Source organism: Bradyrhizobium sp. LA6.1, assembly GCF_040547805.1.
Lineage (GTDB): Bacteria > Pseudomonadota > Alphaproteobacteria > Rhizobiales > Xanthobacteraceae > Bradyrhizobium > Bradyrhizobium barranii.
In genome coordinates this window covers 617,582-634,128 of the sequence record NZ_JBEPQK010000004.1, presented here as the reverse complement: position 1 = coordinate 634,128, position 16,547 = coordinate 617,582, and the positions used below count along the sequence as shown (strand labels likewise).

Below are 16,547 nucleotides of genomic sequence, written 5' to 3'. Positions count from 1 at the left end.
CCGCGCACGGGCTGATCTGCCCCGGGAAGCATCACCATGGCCCTGTTTCGCCTGCCATCCAGTGGACCCGCCGCCCTCGCGCCGCGCGGCAACGGCCTGTTGCTGCGCGCGCCGCAGATGTCGGACTTCATACAGTGGGCGCATTTGCGCGAGTCCAGCCGCGACTATCTCACGCCCTGGGAGCCGATCTGGCCGTCCGACGACCTGACCCGGTCCGGCTTCCGCCGCCGCCTGCGGCGCTATTCCGAGGACATCGCCGCGGACCGCTCCTATCCCTTCCTGATCTTCCGTGAGCTCGACGGTGCCATGGTCGGCGGCATCACGCTCGCCAATGTCCGCCGCGGCATCGTCCAGGCCGGCACCATCGGCTACTGGGTCGGCAAGCCTCATGCCCATCGCGGCTACATGACGGCGGCGCTCCGGGTGCTGCTGCCGACGCTGTTTGGCGAGCTCAATCTGCACCGGGTCGAGGCCGCCTGCATTCCCACCAATGCGCCGTCGATCCGGGTGCTGGAGAAGTGCGGCTTCTCCCGCGAGGGCCTGGCGCGCCGCTATCTCTGCATCAACGGGGTCTGGCAGGACCACCTTCTGTTCGGCCTGCTGCACGAGGATTTCCGCGGCTGAGCCCTGTCATGCCTGAGGCCAAAGTCTCATTGGACTGCCTTGCTTGCCTGCCTTGGGTTCGCCGATTTTGACGATATAACGCGCGAGGACCGGCCGGCGATCGGCTGGAAGATGGTCATGGAGTATGGGCGTTGATGGTGAAGAAGCTTCGGTCATCGCGGAATGCGTTGCGGCGGGGTACGGGGATCGCGCTGGCGTTGTCGGTTGCGCTCGCCTCCGTCTCGCCAGTGGCGGCCCAGTCGCTCACCGACCGCTTCAAGAGCCTGTTCGGCGGCAAGTCCGACGAGCCGGCCCAGCCCAAGCCGGCGCCCGCGCCCGGCCAGCCGGCGGCCGATGACGATGTCGATTGTCCGCAGGTCACGGTGCGTGCCGGGGCCTCGACCTACGCGGTCGGCGCCGCCGGCAAGCCGGCCGTCGGCAATGAGATCCGCTTCCAGGCCACGATCACCAAGATGGCGCGTGAATGTACCCGGAATGGCGGCGATATCACGGCCCGGATCGGCATCCAGGGCCGTGTCATCGCCGGTCCCGCCGGTGCGCCTGCGACTGTCGAGGTGCCCTTGCGCATCGCCGTGGTGCAGGGCGGCGTCGGTGAGAAGGTGATCGCCTCGAAGGCCTACCGGACCACGGTCGAGATGTCGGAGGGCGGCAGCGTGCCCTTCACCTTCATCGCCGAGGATCTGGCCTATCCGGTGCCCTCGGCCAAGATCGCCGATTCCTACATCTTCTATGTCGGCTTCGACCCGCAGGCGCTCTCGCCCGAGCCGAAGGCAAGGCCGAAGAAGAAATAGGTAACCACAAGCTTCGCTGTCATGCCCCGCGAAGGCGGGGCATCCAGTACGCCGCGGCTTCTCCGTATCCCATTGCTGTCTCTGGAATACTGGATCACCCGCCTTCGCGGGTGATGACACCTGATTTGCGGCTACAGGCCTGCCCAACAAAAAAGCCGGCGCTCGCGCGCCGGCTTTTTGATTGGTGAGGCGAAACCCCTCAGTTCAGCTTCTGCCGAACCTCGTTGATGCCCTTGGCGAGCAGGTCGTCGGCGACCTGGCCCTTGACCGACTGCGACAGGATCGTGGAGGCGGCCTGAACGGCGGCTTCCGCGGCTGCGGCGCGGACATCGGCCACCGCCTGGGCCTCGGCGAGCGCGATCTTGCTCTCCGCGGTCTTGGTGCGGCGGGCGACGAAGTCTTCCATCTTCGCCTTGGCCTCGGTCGCGATGCGCTCGGCTTCGGACTTGGCGTTGGCGATGATGTCGGCAGCCTCGCGCTCGGCCGTGGCACTGCGCGCCTTGTAGTCGGCGAGCACCTTGGCCGCTTCCTGCTTGAGGCGCGTCGCGTCGTCGAGCTCGGCCTTGATGCGGTCGGCGCGGTGGTCGAGCGCAGTCGTCACCTTCTTGAAGACCCCGAGATAGCCGAACAGGACCATCAGGATCACGAAGGCGATGGCGACCCAGGTTTCAGGATCGAAGAACATATCGACTAACCCTTCAAGGACGCGTCAACGGCAGTGCTGACCGAGGCTGCGTCCGGAACGATACCGGTGAGCTGCTGCACGATCTGGCCTGCCGCATCGGCCGCGATGCCGCGGACGTTGCTCATGGCCGTCGTGCGGGTCGAGGCGATGGTCTTTTCCGCCTCGGCGAGCTTGACCGCCAGTTGCTCTTCAAGCGCCTTGCGCTCGGCTTCCGCCTGCGCATTCGCCTTGTCGCGGGATTCGTTGCCGATCGCCTGCGCGCGCGAACGTGCCGAAGCAAGCTCACCCTCATAGGCCTTCAGCGCCGCGTCGGACTGGTCCTTCAGCTTCTGCGCTTCGGCGAGGTCACCCTCGATCTTGTTTTGACGTGCCTCGATCGCACCGCCGACGCGCGGCAGAGCGAGCTTGGACACGATCACGTAAAGCGCGACGAAGAAGATCGCGAGCGACACCAGCTGTGAAGCGTAGTTGCTGCTCTCGAACGGCGGAAAACCGCCACCGTGACCGCCTTCGGACTCGGTGTGGGCGCCCGCCGCCGGACTTTTCGCCCCGCCATGACTCTCAGCCATGGATTACTCCTGTTGCCGTCATGCGCGCCGCTTCGGTCGAAGCGGCGCGAAACATCGTCCTCAGAGCGGAACGAACAGCAGCAGCAGCGCGATCAGCAGCGAGAAAATGCCAAGCGCTTCGGTCACGGCGAAGCCGAAGATCAGGTTGCCGAACTGGCCCTGAGCGGCCGACGGATTGCGAACGGCTGCGGCAAGGTAGTTGCCGAAGATCACGCCCACGCCGACGCCCGCGCCGCCCATGCCGATGCATGCGATGCCCGCGCCGATAAGTTTTGCTGCTGCCGGATCCATTTTAGACTCCTTGGAAGAAAGATTGGGTTGTGGGTGGAAATTCCCCGGACCGCTCAGTGTCCCGGATGAATGGCGTCGTTCAGGTAGATGCAGGTCAGGATCGCAAACACATAGGCCTGCAGGAACGCGACCAGAATCTCGAGAGCGTACAGCGCGACCGTGAGCGCCAGCGGCAGCACGCCGCCGACCCAGCCGAGCGCGCCGAGCGAGAAGCCGAGCATGGCGACGAAGCCCGCGAAAACCTTGAGCGCGATGTGGCCGGCCAGCATGTTGGCGAACAGACGGACGCTGTGGGAGACCGGCCGCAGGAAGAACGACAGGATCTCGATGAACATCACGAGTGGCAGGATGTAGCCGGGGACGCCGTGAGGCACGAAGATCGAGAAGAATTTCAGGCCGTTCTTGGCGACACCGTAGATCAGCACGGTGAAGAAGACCAAAAGCGCGAGCGCGGCCGTCACGATCAGATGGCTCGAGATCGTGAACGTGTAGGGGATGATGCCGACCAGGTTCGAGACGCAGATGAACATGAACAGCGAGAAGATCAGCGGGAAGAACTTCATGCCTTCCGCGCCGGCGGTCGAGCGGATGGTCGATGCCACGAACTCGTAGGAGATTTCGGCGACCGACTGGAGGCGCCCGGGAACCAGCTGCGTGCCGCTGGCAAGCATCAGGATCGAGATGATCGCGACCGCCACCAGCATGTAGAGCGATGAATTGGTAAAGGCGATCGTGTGATTGCCGATATGGCCGATCGTGAAGAGAGGCTCGATGTTGAACTGGTGGATCGGATCGATTTTCATCAGCGCGGCATCTCTTGGTCTGCCGGGCAATGCCGGCGGGTCTCGGTCTGCCGGCCGGGCCGGCCCGTACCGGCATGGCCGGCACGATCATTCCTCTGTTGGTGCGGATCGCTTAAGAATCACCGCGCCTGTTTTGACCCGCGCCTGCCGTTCTCACCACATTCACCACGCCGGCCACGAAGCCCAGCAGCAGGAACACGATAAATCCGAAAGGCGACGTCGACAGCAAGCGGTCGAAACCCCAGCCAATCCCCGCTCCGACAACGACCCCGGCGACCAACTCGGAGGATAACCGGAAACCAAGCGCCATCGCCGAAGCTCTGGCCGCTCTGTCTTCACCGTCACCTGCGGGTTGCTCGGTCTTGATTCGTCGGTCCCGGAATTCGGACAACCGCTGATCAAGATTTCCGAGCCGTTCGGAAAGCGCAGCTTCCTCGGACGATCTATCGCGATCCCCATTCTCGCCGTGTCCCGTGCCCTGTGTCATGCAACGAAGACCCGAAACGCCGCGGCTGAATGGAAATTACGCCCGCCACCCTCAAAAGCCGCGCGGACCATACTGATGGCCCATAATCAAGTCAAGCCAAGTCACGATTGCGTCGCGTTCTATTATGTATCTGATTTACTTGATGATATTGGCACGCACGGCAACGCTGCACACAGCGTGACGCCGCACCGCAGCAGCTCTCTTCATGATCGGCGAATGCGACCACCATTTCGTCCTGCCGGCGGGATCAAAGGGATTGCCGCGATCGTTGATATCGGTGGCGCGTTTTGGGCGGCAGATCGCCTCGCCGGGGTGTAGAATTGAAGAGAAGCCACAGAAGCGCCATGGCGGAGAGCGCGATGAGACCAGTAAATTCATCCACAGCATCATGGCTTGCAGCGGCGGTATTCGCCGCGATGATGACCATCGGCGGCGGCCTCGTTGCCGCACAGTCCGCGCCCGACAGCGAAAACGGCCGCTACAGCATGACGCCCATCCCCGAAGGAGTGCTGCGGCTCGACACCCGCACCGGCACGGTATCGACCTGCACCAAGAACGGCGCGGGCTGGGCCTGTTACGCGGTGCCCGACGAACGCACCGCGCTCGACGCCGAGATCGGCCGGCTCCAGGCCGAAGTCGAGAAGCTGAAGGGGCAGATCGCGGCGGGGCCGACCGTGTCGGGCAAGATCGACGAGGCGATGCCGAAATCCGATCCGCTCAAGAAGGACCCGAAGGTCGCCGAGGGGGACCGCAAGATCGAGATTCCGCTGCCCAGCGACCAGGATGTCGATCGGGTGATGTCGTTCCTGGAAAAGGCCTGGCGCCGGCTGATCGACATGGCCAACCGCGTGCAGAAGGACGTCTCGGGGAAGATCTAGCGCATGACGAGATGCCGTAGGGTGGGCAAAGGTGCGAAGCGCCGTGCCCACCACCTTGACCTCGTTGCGTCGATTGGTGGGCACGCTTCGCTTTGCCCACCCTACGGTGGCATTCCGAGTTGAGAGATCTTTCATGACATCAGGCAAATCCGTCACGCGCTCGGCGCCATCGTCGGTGCAAGTCACCACCGTCGCATCGTCACTGCTGACCGTGCAGACGCCCGGCCGCGGCTTCACCGATCTCACCAGCGAAGCCGCGAAGTTCATCAATGAGGTTCAGGCGCGCGATGGCGCGCTGACGCTGTTCATCCGGCACACCTCGGCGTCGCTGACGATCCAGGAGAACGCCGATCCGTCCGTGCTCGTCGATCTCACCACGGCACTGTCGCGGCTCGCGCCTGAGAACGCCGGCTGGACCCACTACACCGAGGGACCGGACGACATGCCGGCGCACGTCAAGACCATGCTGACGCAGACCTCGCTTCAGGTCCCGGTCCTGAACGGCAAACTCGCGCTCGGCACCTGGCAGGCGATCTACCTGATCGAGCATCGCAAGCGCCCGCACCGGCGCGAGGTCGTGCTGCAATTCATCGGTAGCAATCAGTAGGCCCCAAAACAAAACCGGCCGCGGAGACCGCGGCCGGTTCGTATTGTCGGTCGCTGCTGTCGATCAGGTCGCCTTGATGTCGACGTCCTTGGTCTCGGGCAGGAAGAAGAAGCCGATCACGACGGTAATCGATGCGAAGATGACCGGATACCAGAGACCCGCATAGATATCGCCGGTCGAGGCCACGATCGCGAACGCGGTCGCTGGCAGCAGGCCGCCGAACCAGCCGTTACCAATATGGTAGGGCAGCGACATCGAGGTGTAGCGAATGCGGGTCGGGAACAGTTCGACCAGCATCGCGGCGATCGGGCCGTACACCATGGTGACGAAGATCACCAGGATGAACAGCAGCCCGACGGTCGCGGCCACCTGCGGACGGAAGATGTCGAACGGATGCGACATCTTCACGATGCCCGCATCGCCCGGCTTCGGATAGCCGGCTGCCTGCACTGCGGCGAGCAGCGCGGGATTGCCGTCCTTGGCGTTGGCGTAGGCGATGTCCTTGCCGTTGACCACCACCTTCACGCCGGAGCCGGCCGGGCCGGAAGAGGTCGAGTACTTGACCGACGCGCCCGACAGGTAGGCGCGTGCGGTGTCGCAGGGCGCGCTGAAGACGCGGGTGCCGACCGGGTTGAACAGGTCGCCGCAACCCGCGGGATCCGCCACCACGTCGACCTTGACCGACTCGATCGCCTTTTCCAGCGCCGGGTTGGCGTTGGTGGTGATCATCTTGAAGATCGGGAAGAAGGTCAGCGCCGCGATCAGACAGCCGCCGAGGATAATCGGCTTGCGGCCGATCTTGTCGGAGAGCACGCCGAACACGATGAAGAAGCCGGTGCCGAGCAGCAGCGACCAGGCGATCAGCAGGTTGGCGGTATAGCCGTCGACCTTCAGGATCGATTGCAGGAAGAACAGCGCGTAGAACTGGCCGGTGTACCAGACCACGCCCTGGCCCATCACGCCGCCGAGCAGCGCGAGCAGAACGAGCTTGCCGTTCTGCCAGTTGCCGAAGGCTTCCGTCAGCGGCGCCTTCGAGCTCTTCCCCTCGTCCTTCATCTTCTGGAAGATCGGGGATTCGCTGAGGCGGAGCCGGATCCAGACCGAGATGCCGAGCAGCAGCACCGAGACCAGGAACGGGATGCGCCAGCCCCAGGCCGCGAAATCGGCTTCGCCGATCGCGCTGCGGGTGAACAGGATCACCAGCAGGGACAGGAACAGGCCGAGCGTGGCCGTCGTCTGAATGAACGAGGTGTAATAGCCGCGCTTGCCGTTCGGCGCGTGCTCCGCGACATAGGTCGCCGCACCGCCATATTCACCGCCGAGCGCCAGGCCCTGGGCGAGGCGCAGCGCGATCAGGATGATCGGGGCCGCGATGCCGATGGTCGCCGCATTGGGCAGCAGGCCGACGATGAAGGTCGACAGACCCATGATCAGGATGGTGACGAGGAAGGTGTATTTGCGGCCGACGATGTCGCCGACGCGCCCGAACACGATGGCGCCGAACGGACGGACGAGGAAGCCCGCGGCGAAGGCCAGCAGCGCGAAGATGTCGCGGGTTGCCGGCGGATAGGCCGAGAAGAACTGCGCGCCGATGATGCCGGCCAGCGAACCGTAGAGGTAGAAGTCGTACCACTCGAAGACGGTACCGAGCGAGGAGGCGAGAATGACGAACCGTTCGTCCTTCGTCATTCCTCCCGCGCCCGCTTGAGACACAGCCATTGTCGACATGTTGAGTCGCTCCCCGAAATGCGTTTCCTCGCGCCCCGGATACCCGGTCATGCCGGATCAACCCAGGTCTTGGCTCCAAGGTAACATCGGCGTGAAACCCGCCCCAATACGACTTTCGGCCTTGCGCACTGACGCGCACCTGACGCCGCGGACCTTTCAATCCGGCACGATCGTGCTCGACCATGGGTTAACCCCGTTCCCGCAAAGGGATAATGCCCACTTGCATGCCACGGCCGGTCGGGAAAGAATTGACCAAGGCCCCGGGCCGGCCTACTGGCCCGGTGTGAATGCCAGCAAGAGAACGATGAGCGCTCCTTCGACCCATCTTGTCATTGCCGATGACCATCCCCTGTTCCGCGACGCGTTGCGGCAAGCGGTGGCGGGCGTCCTGACCTCGGCCAGGATCGACGAGGCGGGATCGTTCGAGGATCTCACCAAGCTGCTGGAACAGACATCCGACGTCGATCTGGTCCTGCTCGACCTCTCGATGCCCGGGATCTCCGGCTTTTCCGGGCTGATCTATCTGCGCGCGCAGTACCCGGCCATCCCGGTGGTGATCGTCTCGGCCTCCGACGACAGCGCCACGATTCGCCGCTCGCTCGATTTCGGCGCCTCCGGCTTCATCCCGAAGCGATTCGGCGTCGAGACCTTGCGCGACGCGATCCTCAAGGTGATGGAGGGGGACGTCTGGGTTCCCACCGACACCGATCTATCGGCCGCCGCCGATCCCGACATGACGCGCCTGCGCGACCGCCTGGTGACGCTGACGCCGCAACAGGTCCGGGTCTTGATGATGCTGTCGGAAGGGCTGCTCAACAAGCAGATCGCCTACGAGCTCGGCGTCTCCGAAGCCACCATCAAGGCGCATGTCTCGGCGATCCTGCAAAAGCTCGGCGTCGAGAGCCGCACCCAGGCGGTAATTGCCGCGGCGAAGATCGCCGGCGGGCAGTGGAAGCAGGGCACCCCGACGGGATCGTAAACCGCGATCGGGTCAGTCGCCTTTTTCGCGCGTCGGCTTGGGCAGGATATCCGGCTGTACCGATTCCAAAATGCTCTTGACGTCGCCGTGCCTTGCAAGGGCGTCGAAGACGTCGGGTACGTCGGTCGACACCGAAAACGACTTGGCCAAGCGAAACACCTTGCCGAGCTTGATCGCATTGGCCGGCAGATCGAGGCTAGCGCTCATGTCAGTGACGATTTCCCTTGCCTTCTCCGGCAGGTCGCTCGCGGCAACGTCATCGTTCAGGAACACCTGAACTGACGAAGGCTGGCCGGGCTTGGTGGCTTGGCGCAATCGATTGACGACAGCCTTACCTTCCCATTCGGGCGAAGGCTTTGTCTTGTCGGTCATGGCCGGCTCCTGTGCGGGAATCCCTGGCGGCCTGGCCAATATAGCGCTTATTGCGGCCGGCTTTTAGCTGGCCGCAACAAGAATTGCCGTGGAGTCAGGCGGGACGGCGCTTCGAAGGGCTCTTCTTGCGCGCGGGGCGCCGCGATGCGGCAACCTTCGGCCGGCGTGCCATCTTCTTGGCGACGCTGCGCGGTGGATGCGACGACGAGCGCCCCCTCGCAGAGCGCTTTTTCGCGGGCGTGCGCCGCCGGGGCGCGACGCTCACCTGCGCGGCGGGGAGCTGCGACCCGGTCAGGAGCTCGTAGGCCCTGACGGCATCGGGCACCCCATGGTTCGCGCGGGCCTCTTCCATCGCCTCGGGGCGCGCGCAGGATCCGATGATGGCGGCTTCGAGCTGGTCCGCCGTTGCAGTCGGCCTCGCTTGCAGCAGAAGGGCTGCAAGACCCGCGACGTGGGGCGTCGCCATCGACGTCCCATTCATGGTCTCGTACTTTTTGCCGGGAACGCAGGACGTGATCGCGACCCCCGGTGCGACGATCGCCGGGCACAATGGGCTGATCGCGCGATTGAAGCTCTGGCTGCTGGAGAAATCAGGCACGACGTCGTGCACGTCGATCGCGCCGATCGACAACACGTTCGCGTAATTGCCCGGCGAGCGGCTGGTCCGGGGGCCCTCATTGCCGGACGCAATGACCGGCAGAACGTTGGCGGCGCGCAAGGCATCGATCACACTCTGGAATGCCGGCGTGAAGCCGCGTAGTCCGAGCGACATGCTCAGGACTCGGGCGCCTTCGCCGATCACCCAGTCCATGCCGGCCAGGATGCGTTCGATCACCTGCCCGCGCTCGATCACCATCGCGCTCGCGAGCTGGGCATCCGGTGCGACGCCGAAGCGACCCTTGCTGACCGGCCGGCCGACGATCGTGCCCGCGGTGTGAGTGCCGTGTACGCCGCTGTCGCGGGCCGGTGCGTTCGGAACCTGATCTCCCGCCAGGTCGAACTCGGCAAACTTCTTGATGGCTCCGGCCAATGCCGGATGCTTGCCGTCGACGCCGGTATCGAGGTGACCAACCACCACGCCTTGGCCGGTGAAACCCGCCTGCCAAAGGCGTTCCACGTTCAAGCGCTTGATGCCCCAGGTCGGACCGACCCCGGTCTTGATTGGACGGGCTTCGACCGGTTTGATCAGGCTGATCTCCGGAGCCTTGTCGACCTTGCCCACTTGCGGATCAGCCTGGAGCGAAACGAGGCCGCTGGCATCCACGCTGCCGACTGCGAGTCCAAGGTTGGGGTAGATGCGCACGCGGCGCTCGGCCAGGCTCTCCGCTCCTCTGATTTGGCGGCCGGCGGAGCGCGTTGCCGCCGCCACGAGACTCTGTGTCTGGGCAGTGTCCGGCGCGATGAAATGATCCTGCATCGCGATCTCGGACGTGGCGGCGGCCGACGCCCTGTCCTTCATTGTGACAATCACTTTGACATAGCCAATCGCGGCCAGTGTATCCTCGAGGCTGGACCCTGCCATTGTCGTGGCTCCGGATGATTGAAATGGACGTGCTAAAGGCAATCAACTGAATAGGTTCAACATGCGATAAAATGCTCGCAGTGGTTGATGCTAGTTCATTTCCCGGGAGTTGCAACGAGAGAGGATGTCGCAGGGACACGCGGCGCGACCCTCGAACATTGAGATACCGTTTCGGCCGGCGCCTGGCCGCCGGTGCGCTTCCTAGAGAGTCTCCAACAACTTGCTGGCGATCCCGATATCCGAGGTCCGTGACCCGTCGGAGAAACCTCCGAGCGCCGATCGAAGCAACCTCTTCGCGTCCGCGCGCTGGCCGCGCCCGGCGATCAATTTCGCGAGATCGATCGCCGCTCGCAACTCCCAGGCTTTCGCATCGGTGCGGCGGCTCAGGTCAAGCGATTGCCTGAAGTGGTTCTCAGCCTCATCGGTGGCCGGCTCCGGCAGTGTCAGCGACACATTACCCTTCATGCGCAACAGCTCGGGCATGTAGAGATGATCGCCGCCTTGCTCGACGAGGCCGATCGCGTCGTCGATCAGGCGCGCACTCCGCTCGATCTGCCCGAGCGCCAACAAGCCATGCACGAGCGCGATGTTGAACGTCGTGGTGAGCAGCTCGTAGCCGGCGTCGTGGAGCTCGCGCAGACAGGCCCGTATCGTCTCGACGCCGCCAGCGGCGTCGCCGCGCCGGATCGCCAGCTCGCCTTTGACGCCGCGGCCGACCGCGAGATAAGGGCCCATCGAGCGCGTTTCGGCATGTGCGATGAAGCGGTCGAGGTTCTCTTCCGCGCCGTCGAGATCCCCGCTCCAGAGATCGATCGAGACCGCCCAGATCAGTGCGATGCAGAGCGTGATCGGATGGTCCATCTGCGCGGCCTCGGTGACCGTCTGCTGCGCCAGTTGCCGCGCATCCGCCGGCCGGCCCTGCAACCAAAGCTCGCGCGCGAGCGAGATGCCGGCCCGGTTGCGGTGATCGAAGCCGTGGACAGTGCTGATCCGCTCCGTACCCGGCCCGTGCCAGGCGGCCTCCAGCATGCTCAGGGCGTCGCGATGCTCGCCGGCCAGATGCAAGGAGACACCCAGCAGCGAATGGGCGAGGGCGATGGAGGCGGCGTCGCCGAGCGTCTCGGCGACCGTGAGGCTCTGCTGCGCATAACCGAGCGCGGCGTCGAACTGTCCCATCCGCTCGTGGAAGATGTGCATGCGGCCGAGCAGCTGGAGCTGGTTCGCCGCGTCGCCGCGAGCCTCGGCGATCGCCAGGCTCCTGCTCAGGGCGCCACGCGCAGCTTCGCTGCCGCCACGCGTGAACATCAAGGTCAATCCGAGGGCGGCCTGGATGTGCATTTCCTCAGCGCTGCCGCGCGAGGACGGATCGATCGCAAGCAGCGCCCGTTCCGACCAGCGCCGGCATTCGATCAGCAGCGACATCGCGAGAAAGATCGGAGCCGCCGCGGCGGCGAGCGCAATGCCGATGCCGACATCGCCGTCCGTGCCGAAGCACCAGTCCAGCGCGGCGCGCACGTTGTGAAGCGCGGAGAAATGGATCGCGCGTTCGTCGGCGCTCGGCACCGTCGCCCATGTCGTGCCGGCCTGCTCCAGCCATCGCCGGTAGTGGGTTGCGTGGCGGGCGGCAAGCGCGGTCTCGTTCGGCTCGATCTCGAGCAGATAGGCGCGCGTCGTGTCGAGCAGACGGTAGCGCATCATGGCGCCGACCGGTCGCGGCGCGACCATCGACTTGGCGACCAGGCTGTCGATGGCATCGAACAGGCGCGAGCGGTCGACGCGCTCGTCCGGCACGATTTCGAGCGCGGCGTCGATGGTGAAGTGACCGGCGAAGACGGCAAGCCGGCGCAGCACGAGGCGCTCGGTGTCGGACAGGAGCCCGTAGCTCCAGTCCAGCGTCGCTTGCAACGTCTTCTGCCGCGGCGGCGCGGTGCGCTGGCCCTGCCAGAGCAGATTGAGGCGTTCGTCGAGCAGTGCGGCCGTCTGCTCCAGTCCGTAGGCCTCGATCCGGCCGGCGGCGAGCTCGATCGCCAGCGCCATGCCGTCGAGCTTGCGGCAGATCCCTGCGACGATCGCGGCATTGACGTCATCGAGCGCGATCTGCGCGCCGCCGGCCATGGCACGTTCGAGGAAGAGCTGAAGCGCGGGATAGGTCTGCGCGGCAGCCGCGGTCAGCCCGGGATTGTCAGGCGGAACGGCGAGCGGCGCCAACCGGTAGACCTGCTCGCCCTCGACACGCAGGGCCTCGCGGCTCGTGGCGAGGATATGGACATGGGGTGCGGCGTGAAAGATTTCGGCTGCCAGCGGCGCCGCGGCGGCGATGACATGCTCGCAATTATCCAGGATCAGCAGCATCCGCTTGTCGCCGAGATGCGCGAGCAGTGCCGGCAGCGGATCGTCGGTCTGCGCCGGCAAGCCCAGCATCAGCAGGATCGAGGTGATCACGAGATCGGGATCGCTGAGCGCGGCGAGGTCGACGAAATGCGCGGCATCGGAGAAAGTCTCGAGCAGGTCGTGCGCGATCGCCACCGCAACGGCGGTCTTGCCGACGCCGCCCGGGCCGACGATCGTGACGAAGCGCGAGCCGATGAGCTTGTCGGAGACGGCGGCGACCGCATCGTCGCGCCCGACCATCCGTTGCAGCCGGTTCGGCAGCTTGACGGGCGGTAATTCCGTTCGCTGCGCGGGACGCCGCTCTGCCGCGATTTCCGCCTTGGAGATCGGCGCCACGAAGCAATAGCCGCGGCCGGAGAGCGTGGTGATGTAGCGGGCGCCGTCCTTGCCGTCGCCGAGCGCCTTGCGCAGGGCTGCGACGTGAAAGCGCAGATTGGCTTCTTCGACGGTCAGCCCGGGCCACACCAGCGCCATCAGGTCCCATTTGCTGACGACCTCGTTCGGCCGCGACATCAGCGCGATCAGCGTGTCGAAGGCCTTCGCGCCGAGCGGCAGCGCGACGCCGTCGCGCATCACGAGCCTTTCATGCGATGTCACGGTGAATGGCCCGAACGATTGGGTTCCCGTTGCGGTGCCGGCCGACTCGGTCATGGCGAAATGTTGTCCTTTCAAACCGACCGGATAGCCAGATGATCGCGATCCGGCAAGGCCGCACCTGCATCGGCATCAGACCGCTGATGCAGGCATCGTGGCGGGACTGTGCGCCGGGGCCTCACAACTTCTCACAAGTCCAAACGGGTGTCCTGCCGCCGCCGCTGCTAGTCAATTGCGCGACGGCAAGGAGACCTTCATGACGCAAGCGGCAAAACTGCTTTACACGGGCAAGACCCACACCAGCGGTGGACGACAGGACGGCATATCGCGCAGCTCCGACGGCCGCCTCGACGTCAAATTGTCGCCACCGGGCGGCGCGGGCATCGGCACCAATCCCGAGCAATTGTTCGCGGCCGGCTGGTCGGCCTGCTTCGAAGGCGCCATGGAGATGGCCGCGCGCAAGCGGAAAATCGTGCTTCCGAGAAACAGCGCGATCGATGCGGAAATCGACCTTCTTCTCGATGAGGGCACTTACGCCCTCAGCGCACGCCTCAACGTCAGCCTGCCGGGTCTCGATCGCGAGATCGCGCGCGGCATCGTCGATGAGGCGCACCAGACCTGCCCCTATTCCAAGGCCGTCCGCGGCAATATCGACGTCACAGTCGCGCTGATCTGACGGACATCACCAACCATCAACAAGGTAGCACCACCATGAAACAGATCATCGACCAGCACCGCCGCAAATTTTTCGGCGTCGCCGCGGGAACCGTCGCCGTCGGTCTCGGCGTGATCGACCTCGCCCGTGCCGAAACGGACGCGCCGAAGTCGTCCGCATCGAATGCGTCGTTCGGTCCGATCAAGCAGATCGACGCCGGCGCCCTCAATGTCGGTTATGCGGAGGCAGGTCCCTCGAACGGTCCCGTGGCGATCCTGTTGCACGGCTGGCCTTACGACATTCACGCGTTCGTCGATGTCGCGCCGATCCTGGCAAAGGCCGGCTATCGCGTGATCATCCCGTACCTGCGCGGCTACGGCTCGACGCATTTCCTTTCCAGCGAGACGCCGCGCAACGGCGAGCCCGCGGCCATGGCCGTGGACATCATCGCGCTGATGGACAAGCTCGACATCAAGAAGGCTGTTATCGCCGGCTTCGACTGGGGCGCGCGCACCGCCGATATCATCGCTGCGTTGTGGCCGGATCGCTGCCGCGCGCTGGTGTCGGTCAGCGGCTATCTGATCTCGAGCCAGGCCGCGGGCAACGCGCCGCTGCCGCCGTCGGCCGAGCTGCAATGGTGGTACCAGTTCTATTTCGCGACCGAGCGCGGCCGCGCCGGATACGAGAAGTACACGCATGATTTCGCCAAGCTGATCTGGAAGCTCGCCTCGCCGCAATGGAAGTTCGACGACGCGACCTTTAGCCGGAGCGCTGCGGCGCTGGACAACAAGGATCATGTCGCCATCACGATCCACAATTACCGCTGGCGGCTCGGGCTCGCCCAGGGCGAAGCGAAATACGAGGAGCTCGAAAAGAAGCTCGCTGCAGCTCCGGTGATCAGCGTCCCGACGATCACGATGGAGGGCGACGCCAACGGCGCGCCGCATCCCGACCCCAGCGCCTATGCCAAGAGGTTCTCAGGCCGGTACGACTTCCGCCTGATCACCGGCGGCATCGGCCACAATCTGCCGCAGGAAGCGCCGCAAGCCTTCGCCAAGGCCGTCATCGACGCCGACGGCGCCTGAGCGTTCATTCGATGCCTCGGTCCAGCGCGGCTGGACCGAGGCTATGCCGCGCTCCGCTCCCAGCATGAAGGAACGTCATGACGTCCATCGAACCTGAAAAGAAAAAGCGCTCTTATGCGACGGCTCTCACGCTTGCCGCGCTCCTTCTCGTCGTTCTCCTGACTTGCGTGCCCTACCTGGTCTCGATCGCTCTTGCGGAGGGGCCGGTGCAAGGCAATACGGCAGACGCCTCGCCGATCTTCGGCGTCACGATTCCTGCGGGTTACAAGCAGTGGGAGCTGATCGCGCCCGCCGAAGAGGCGGCACCGCTCGATGAGCTTCGCGCCGTTGTCGGCAACCAGACCGCGATCGATGCTTATCAGGCCGGAAAACTTCCGTTCCCCGATGGCACCATTCTGGTCAAGCGCGCCTGGAAACGGAAACAGTCGCCGGAATTCGCATCCGCGACGATTCCCGGCGCGGCCACCACGGTGCAGGTGATGGTCAAGGATTCCAGGAAATATGCGTCCACCGGCGGCTGGGGGTTCGGCCGCTTCATCAATGGCAAGCCGGTTGACGAGGCACAGCACCGCACCTGCTTCACCTGCCACGACGCCCGCGCCAAGAGCCACGACTACGTCTTCACCCGGCTTGCGCCTTGAGCGGTCAGGAGCCCACCGTGTCAAAGATCTGGTTCATCAGCGGCAGCTCGCGCGGGCTCGGACGTGCCATCACGGAAGCCGCGCTTGCGGCGGGTGACCGGGTGGTTGCCACTGCCAGGAATCTCGGTCCGCTCGAACCGCTGCGGGAACGCTTTGAGGAAAGACTGCGGCTCGCAACGCTCGACGTGACTGACGAGGCGGCCGCGCAAGCGGCCATCGGCCTCGCCGTGGAGGCGTTCGGCGGCGTCGATGTGGTCGTGAACAATGCCGGCTATGGCGATCTCGGATCGGTCGAGGACACGAGCCTGGCCTCGTTCCGTCAGCAGATCGAGGTCAATCTGCTCGGCACCATCATCGTCACCAAGGCGGCGATTCCTGTGCTGCGCCGGCGGCGCCGCGGGCATATCGTGCAATTCTCATCCGTCGGCGGACGGATAGGAGCCCCCGCACGCGCGGCCTATTCGGCCGCGAAATGGGGCATCGAGGGCTTTTCGGAATCGCTGGCGCGCGAGATGGCGTTGATCGGCGTGCACGTGACGCTCGTCGAACCCGGCGGCTTCCGTACGGGCTTTGCGCAGTCAGCGCATGCGACCGGCGAAGGGCGGGCGGAGTACGATGCCGTCGTTGGAGCCGCCGTCAGGATGCAGCGCGATTACGATGGCCGCCAGCCGGGCGATCCGGCGAAGGCCGCTGCCGTCGTGCTGGAGCTCGTCGACATGGACAGCCCGCCGCTGCGGATCGCGCTCGGCAGCGACGCCGTGAACGCCATCGCGGCGACGGACCGGCAACGCCTCGACGAACTGGAGAAGTGGCGCGCGCTCAGCGTCTCGACCGACTACTGACCG

General features: G+C 65.0%; 19 protein-coding genes. 10 read left to right on the top strand and 9 right to left on the bottom strand.

The window, feature by feature from the left end:
- Positions 1 to 36: 36 nt before the first annotated feature.
- Both ABIB99_RS13560 and ABIB99_RS13555 read left to right on the top strand, forming a co-directional pair.
- Complete coding sequence (locus ABIB99_RS13560) at positions 37 to 624, top strand: GNAT family N-acetyltransferase (protein ID WP_014498500.1); 588 nt, start codon at positions 37 to 39, stop codon at positions 622 to 624.
- Between the two features lie 134 nt (positions 625 to 758).
- The gene (locus ABIB99_RS13555) at positions 759 to 1,415 is read left to right on the top strand and encodes a hypothetical protein (RefSeq protein WP_247316313.1); all 657 of its coding nucleotides are present in this window, start codon (positions 759 to 761) and stop codon (positions 1,413 to 1,415) included.
- Positions 1,416 to 1,614: 199 nt separating this feature from the next.
- Here the strand turns inward: ABIB99_RS13555 and ABIB99_RS13550 are convergent, their stop codons facing one another.
- The 5 genes from ABIB99_RS13550 to ABIB99_RS13530 all read right to left on the bottom strand — a co-directional run bounded on the left by ABIB99_RS13550 (position 1,615) and on the right by ABIB99_RS13530 (position 4,250).
- Positions 1,615 to 2,100 carry a F0F1 ATP synthase subunit B family protein gene (locus tag ABIB99_RS13550; RefSeq protein WP_085402617.1) on the bottom strand — a complete coding sequence of 162 codons (486 nt, stop codon included), beginning with the start codon at positions 2,098 to 2,100 and terminating at the stop codon, positions 1,615 to 1,617.
- A gap of 5 nt (positions 2,101 to 2,105) precedes the next feature.
- Complete coding sequence (locus tag ABIB99_RS13545; protein WP_354176158.1) at positions 2,106 to 2,669, bottom strand: F0F1 ATP synthase subunit B family protein; 564 nt, start codon at positions 2,667 to 2,669, stop codon at positions 2,106 to 2,108.
- A gap of 60 nt (positions 2,670 to 2,729) precedes the next feature.
- Entirely contained in the window at positions 2,730 to 2,960 is a 231-nt protein-coding gene (locus tag ABIB99_RS13540; protein WP_007599451.1) for a F0F1 ATP synthase subunit C, read from the bottom strand.
- 53 nt (positions 2,961 to 3,013) lie between these two features.
- The gene (locus ABIB99_RS13535) at positions 3,014 to 3,763 is read right to left on the bottom strand and encodes a F0F1 ATP synthase subunit A (RefSeq protein ID WP_354176156.1); all 750 of its coding nucleotides are present in this window, start codon (positions 3,761 to 3,763) and stop codon (positions 3,014 to 3,016) included.
- A gap of 112 nt (positions 3,764 to 3,875) precedes the next feature.
- The gene (locus ABIB99_RS13530; protein ID WP_063980777.1) at positions 3,876 to 4,250 is read right to left on the bottom strand and encodes an AtpZ/AtpI family protein; all 375 of its coding nucleotides are present in this window, start codon (positions 4,248 to 4,250) and stop codon (positions 3,876 to 3,878) included.
- A gap of 75 nt (positions 4,251 to 4,325) precedes the next feature.
- Here ABIB99_RS13530 and ABIB99_RS13525 point away from each other — a divergent pair, with 75 nt between their 5' ends.
- The 3 genes from ABIB99_RS13525 (at position 4,326) to ABIB99_RS13515 (ending at position 5,735) form a co-directional block, all read left to right on the top strand.
- Positions 4,326 to 4,568 (top strand): hypothetical protein, encoded by a 243-nt coding sequence (locus ABIB99_RS13525; RefSeq protein WP_166076733.1) that lies wholly within the window; start codon positions 4,326 to 4,328, stop codon positions 4,566 to 4,568.
- Between the two features lie 41 nt (positions 4,569 to 4,609).
- A complete protein-coding gene (locus ABIB99_RS13520; protein ID WP_354176154.1) occupies positions 4,610 to 5,128 on the top strand; it encodes a hypothetical protein in 519 nt (172 codons plus the stop codon).
- 133 nt (positions 5,129 to 5,261) lie between these two features.
- Positions 5,262 to 5,735 (top strand): secondary thiamine-phosphate synthase enzyme YjbQ, encoded by a 474-nt coding sequence (locus tag ABIB99_RS13515; protein WP_354176153.1) that lies wholly within the window; start codon positions 5,262 to 5,264, stop codon positions 5,733 to 5,735.
- Between the two features lie 63 nt (positions 5,736 to 5,798).
- Here ABIB99_RS13515 and ABIB99_RS13510 read toward each other — a convergent pair whose 3' ends face one another.
- Positions 5,799 to 7,424, bottom strand: coding sequence for an MFS transporter (locus ABIB99_RS13510; RefSeq protein ID WP_175627402.1), 1,626 nt, complete (start codon positions 7,422 to 7,424; stop codon positions 5,799 to 5,801).
- A 343-nt stretch (positions 7,425 to 7,767) separates the two neighbouring features.
- Between ABIB99_RS13510 and ABIB99_RS13505 the strand changes: the two genes are divergently transcribed.
- Entirely contained in the window at positions 7,768 to 8,442 is a 675-nt protein-coding gene (locus ABIB99_RS13505; protein ID WP_014498490.1) for a response regulator, read from the top strand.
- 12 nt (positions 8,443 to 8,454) lie between these two features.
- On the opposite strand, the gene ABIB99_RS13500 is transcribed toward ABIB99_RS13505, so the two are convergent.
- The 3 genes from ABIB99_RS13500 to ABIB99_RS13490 all read right to left on the bottom strand — a co-directional run bounded on the left by ABIB99_RS13500 (position 8,455) and on the right by ABIB99_RS13490 (position 13,378).
- Positions 8,455 to 8,814, bottom strand: a complete 360-nt coding sequence (locus tag ABIB99_RS13500) for a hypothetical protein (RefSeq protein ID WP_028148705.1) — start codon at positions 8,812 to 8,814, stop codon at positions 8,455 to 8,457.
- 94 nt (positions 8,815 to 8,908) lie between these two features.
- On the bottom strand, positions 8,909 to 10,336 hold the full coding sequence (locus ABIB99_RS13495) for a S8 family peptidase (RefSeq protein ID WP_063980779.1): 1,428 nt from the start codon (positions 10,334 to 10,336) through the stop codon (positions 8,909 to 8,911).
- A 201-nt stretch (positions 10,337 to 10,537) separates the two neighbouring features.
- A complete protein-coding gene (locus ABIB99_RS13490) occupies positions 10,538 to 13,378 on the bottom strand; it encodes an ATP-binding protein (protein ID WP_354176151.1) in 2,841 nt (946 codons plus the stop codon).
- A 199-nt stretch (positions 13,379 to 13,577) separates the two neighbouring features.
- On the opposite strand from ABIB99_RS13490, the gene ABIB99_RS13485 reads away from it, so the two are divergent.
- The 4 genes from ABIB99_RS13485 to ABIB99_RS13470 all read left to right on the top strand — a co-directional run bounded on the left by ABIB99_RS13485 (position 13,578) and on the right by ABIB99_RS13470 (position 16,544).
- Positions 13,578 to 13,997: an organic hydroperoxide resistance protein gene (locus ABIB99_RS13485; protein ID WP_354176149.1), complete on the top strand. Its 420-nt coding sequence runs from the start codon at positions 13,578 to 13,580 to the stop codon at positions 13,995 to 13,997.
- Between the two features lie 35 nt (positions 13,998 to 14,032).
- Entirely contained in the window at positions 14,033 to 15,061 is a 1,029-nt protein-coding gene (locus ABIB99_RS13480; protein ID WP_085402611.1) for an alpha/beta fold hydrolase, read from the top strand.
- Positions 15,062 to 15,138: 77 nt separating this feature from the next.
- Positions 15,139 to 15,702 carry a cytochrome P460 family protein gene (locus ABIB99_RS13475; RefSeq protein WP_354176147.1) on the top strand — a complete coding sequence of 188 codons (564 nt, stop codon included), beginning with the start codon at positions 15,139 to 15,141 and terminating at the stop codon, positions 15,700 to 15,702.
- A 17-nt stretch (positions 15,703 to 15,719) separates the two neighbouring features.
- Positions 15,720 to 16,544 carry an SDR family NAD(P)-dependent oxidoreductase gene (locus ABIB99_RS13470; RefSeq protein WP_354176146.1) on the top strand — a complete coding sequence of 275 codons (825 nt, stop codon included), beginning with the start codon at positions 15,720 to 15,722 and terminating at the stop codon, positions 16,542 to 16,544.
- Positions 16,545 to 16,547: the final 3 nt, after the last annotated feature.

Coding starts and splice junctions, on each gene's coding strand:
- ABIB99_RS13495 (WP_063980779.1), bottom strand. CDS start 10,336: ATGGCAGGGTCCAGCCTCGAGGATACACTGGCCGCGATTGGCTATGTC.
- ABIB99_RS13535 (WP_354176156.1), bottom strand. CDS start 3,763: ATGAAAATCGATCCGATCCACCAGTTCAACATCGAGCCTCTCTTCACG.
- ABIB99_RS13545 (WP_354176158.1), bottom strand. CDS start 2,669: ATGGCTGAGAGTCATGGCGGGGCGAAAAGTCCGGCGGCGGGCGCCCAC.
- ABIB99_RS13540 (WP_007599451.1), bottom strand. CDS start 2,960: ATGGATCCGGCAGCAGCAAAACTTATCGGCGCGGGCATCGCATGCATC.
- ABIB99_RS13550 (WP_085402617.1), bottom strand. CDS start 2,100: ATGTTCTTCGATCCTGAAACCTGGGTCGCCATCGCCTTCGTGATCCTG.
- ABIB99_RS13510 (WP_175627402.1), bottom strand. CDS start 7,424: ATGACGAAGGACGAACGGTTCGTCATTCTCGCCTCCTCGCTCGGTACC.
- ABIB99_RS13525 (WP_166076733.1), top strand. CDS start 4,326: ATGGCCCATAATCAAGTCAAGCCAAGTCACGATTGCGTCGCGTTCTAT.
- ABIB99_RS13560 (WP_014498500.1), top strand. CDS start 37: ATGGCCCTGTTTCGCCTGCCATCCAGTGGACCCGCCGCCCTCGCGCCG.
- ABIB99_RS13500 (WP_028148705.1), bottom strand. CDS start 8,814: ATGACCGACAAGACAAAGCCTTCGCCCGAATGGGAAGGTAAGGCTGTC.
- ABIB99_RS13530 (WP_063980777.1), bottom strand. CDS start 4,250: ATGACACAGGGCACGGGACACGGCGAGAATGGGGATCGCGATAGATCG.
- ABIB99_RS13490 (WP_354176151.1), bottom strand. CDS start 13,378: ATGACCGAGTCGGCCGGCACCGCAACGGGAACCCAATCGTTCGGGCCA.
- ABIB99_RS13485 (WP_354176149.1), top strand. CDS start 13,578: ATGACGCAAGCGGCAAAACTGCTTTACACGGGCAAGACCCACACCAGC.
- ABIB99_RS13480 (WP_085402611.1), top strand. CDS start 14,033: ATGAAACAGATCATCGACCAGCACCGCCGCAAATTTTTCGGCGTCGCC.
- ABIB99_RS13475 (WP_354176147.1), top strand. CDS start 15,139: ATGACGTCCATCGAACCTGAAAAGAAAAAGCGCTCTTATGCGACGGCT.
- ABIB99_RS13555 (WP_247316313.1), top strand. CDS start 759: ATGGTGAAGAAGCTTCGGTCATCGCGGAATGCGTTGCGGCGGGGTACG.
- ABIB99_RS13515 (WP_354176153.1), top strand. CDS start 5,262: ATGACATCAGGCAAATCCGTCACGCGCTCGGCGCCATCGTCGGTGCAA.
- ABIB99_RS13520 (WP_354176154.1), top strand. CDS start 4,610: ATGAGACCAGTAAATTCATCCACAGCATCATGGCTTGCAGCGGCGGTA.
- ABIB99_RS13505 (WP_014498490.1), top strand. CDS start 7,768: ATGAGCGCTCCTTCGACCCATCTTGTCATTGCCGATGACCATCCCCTG.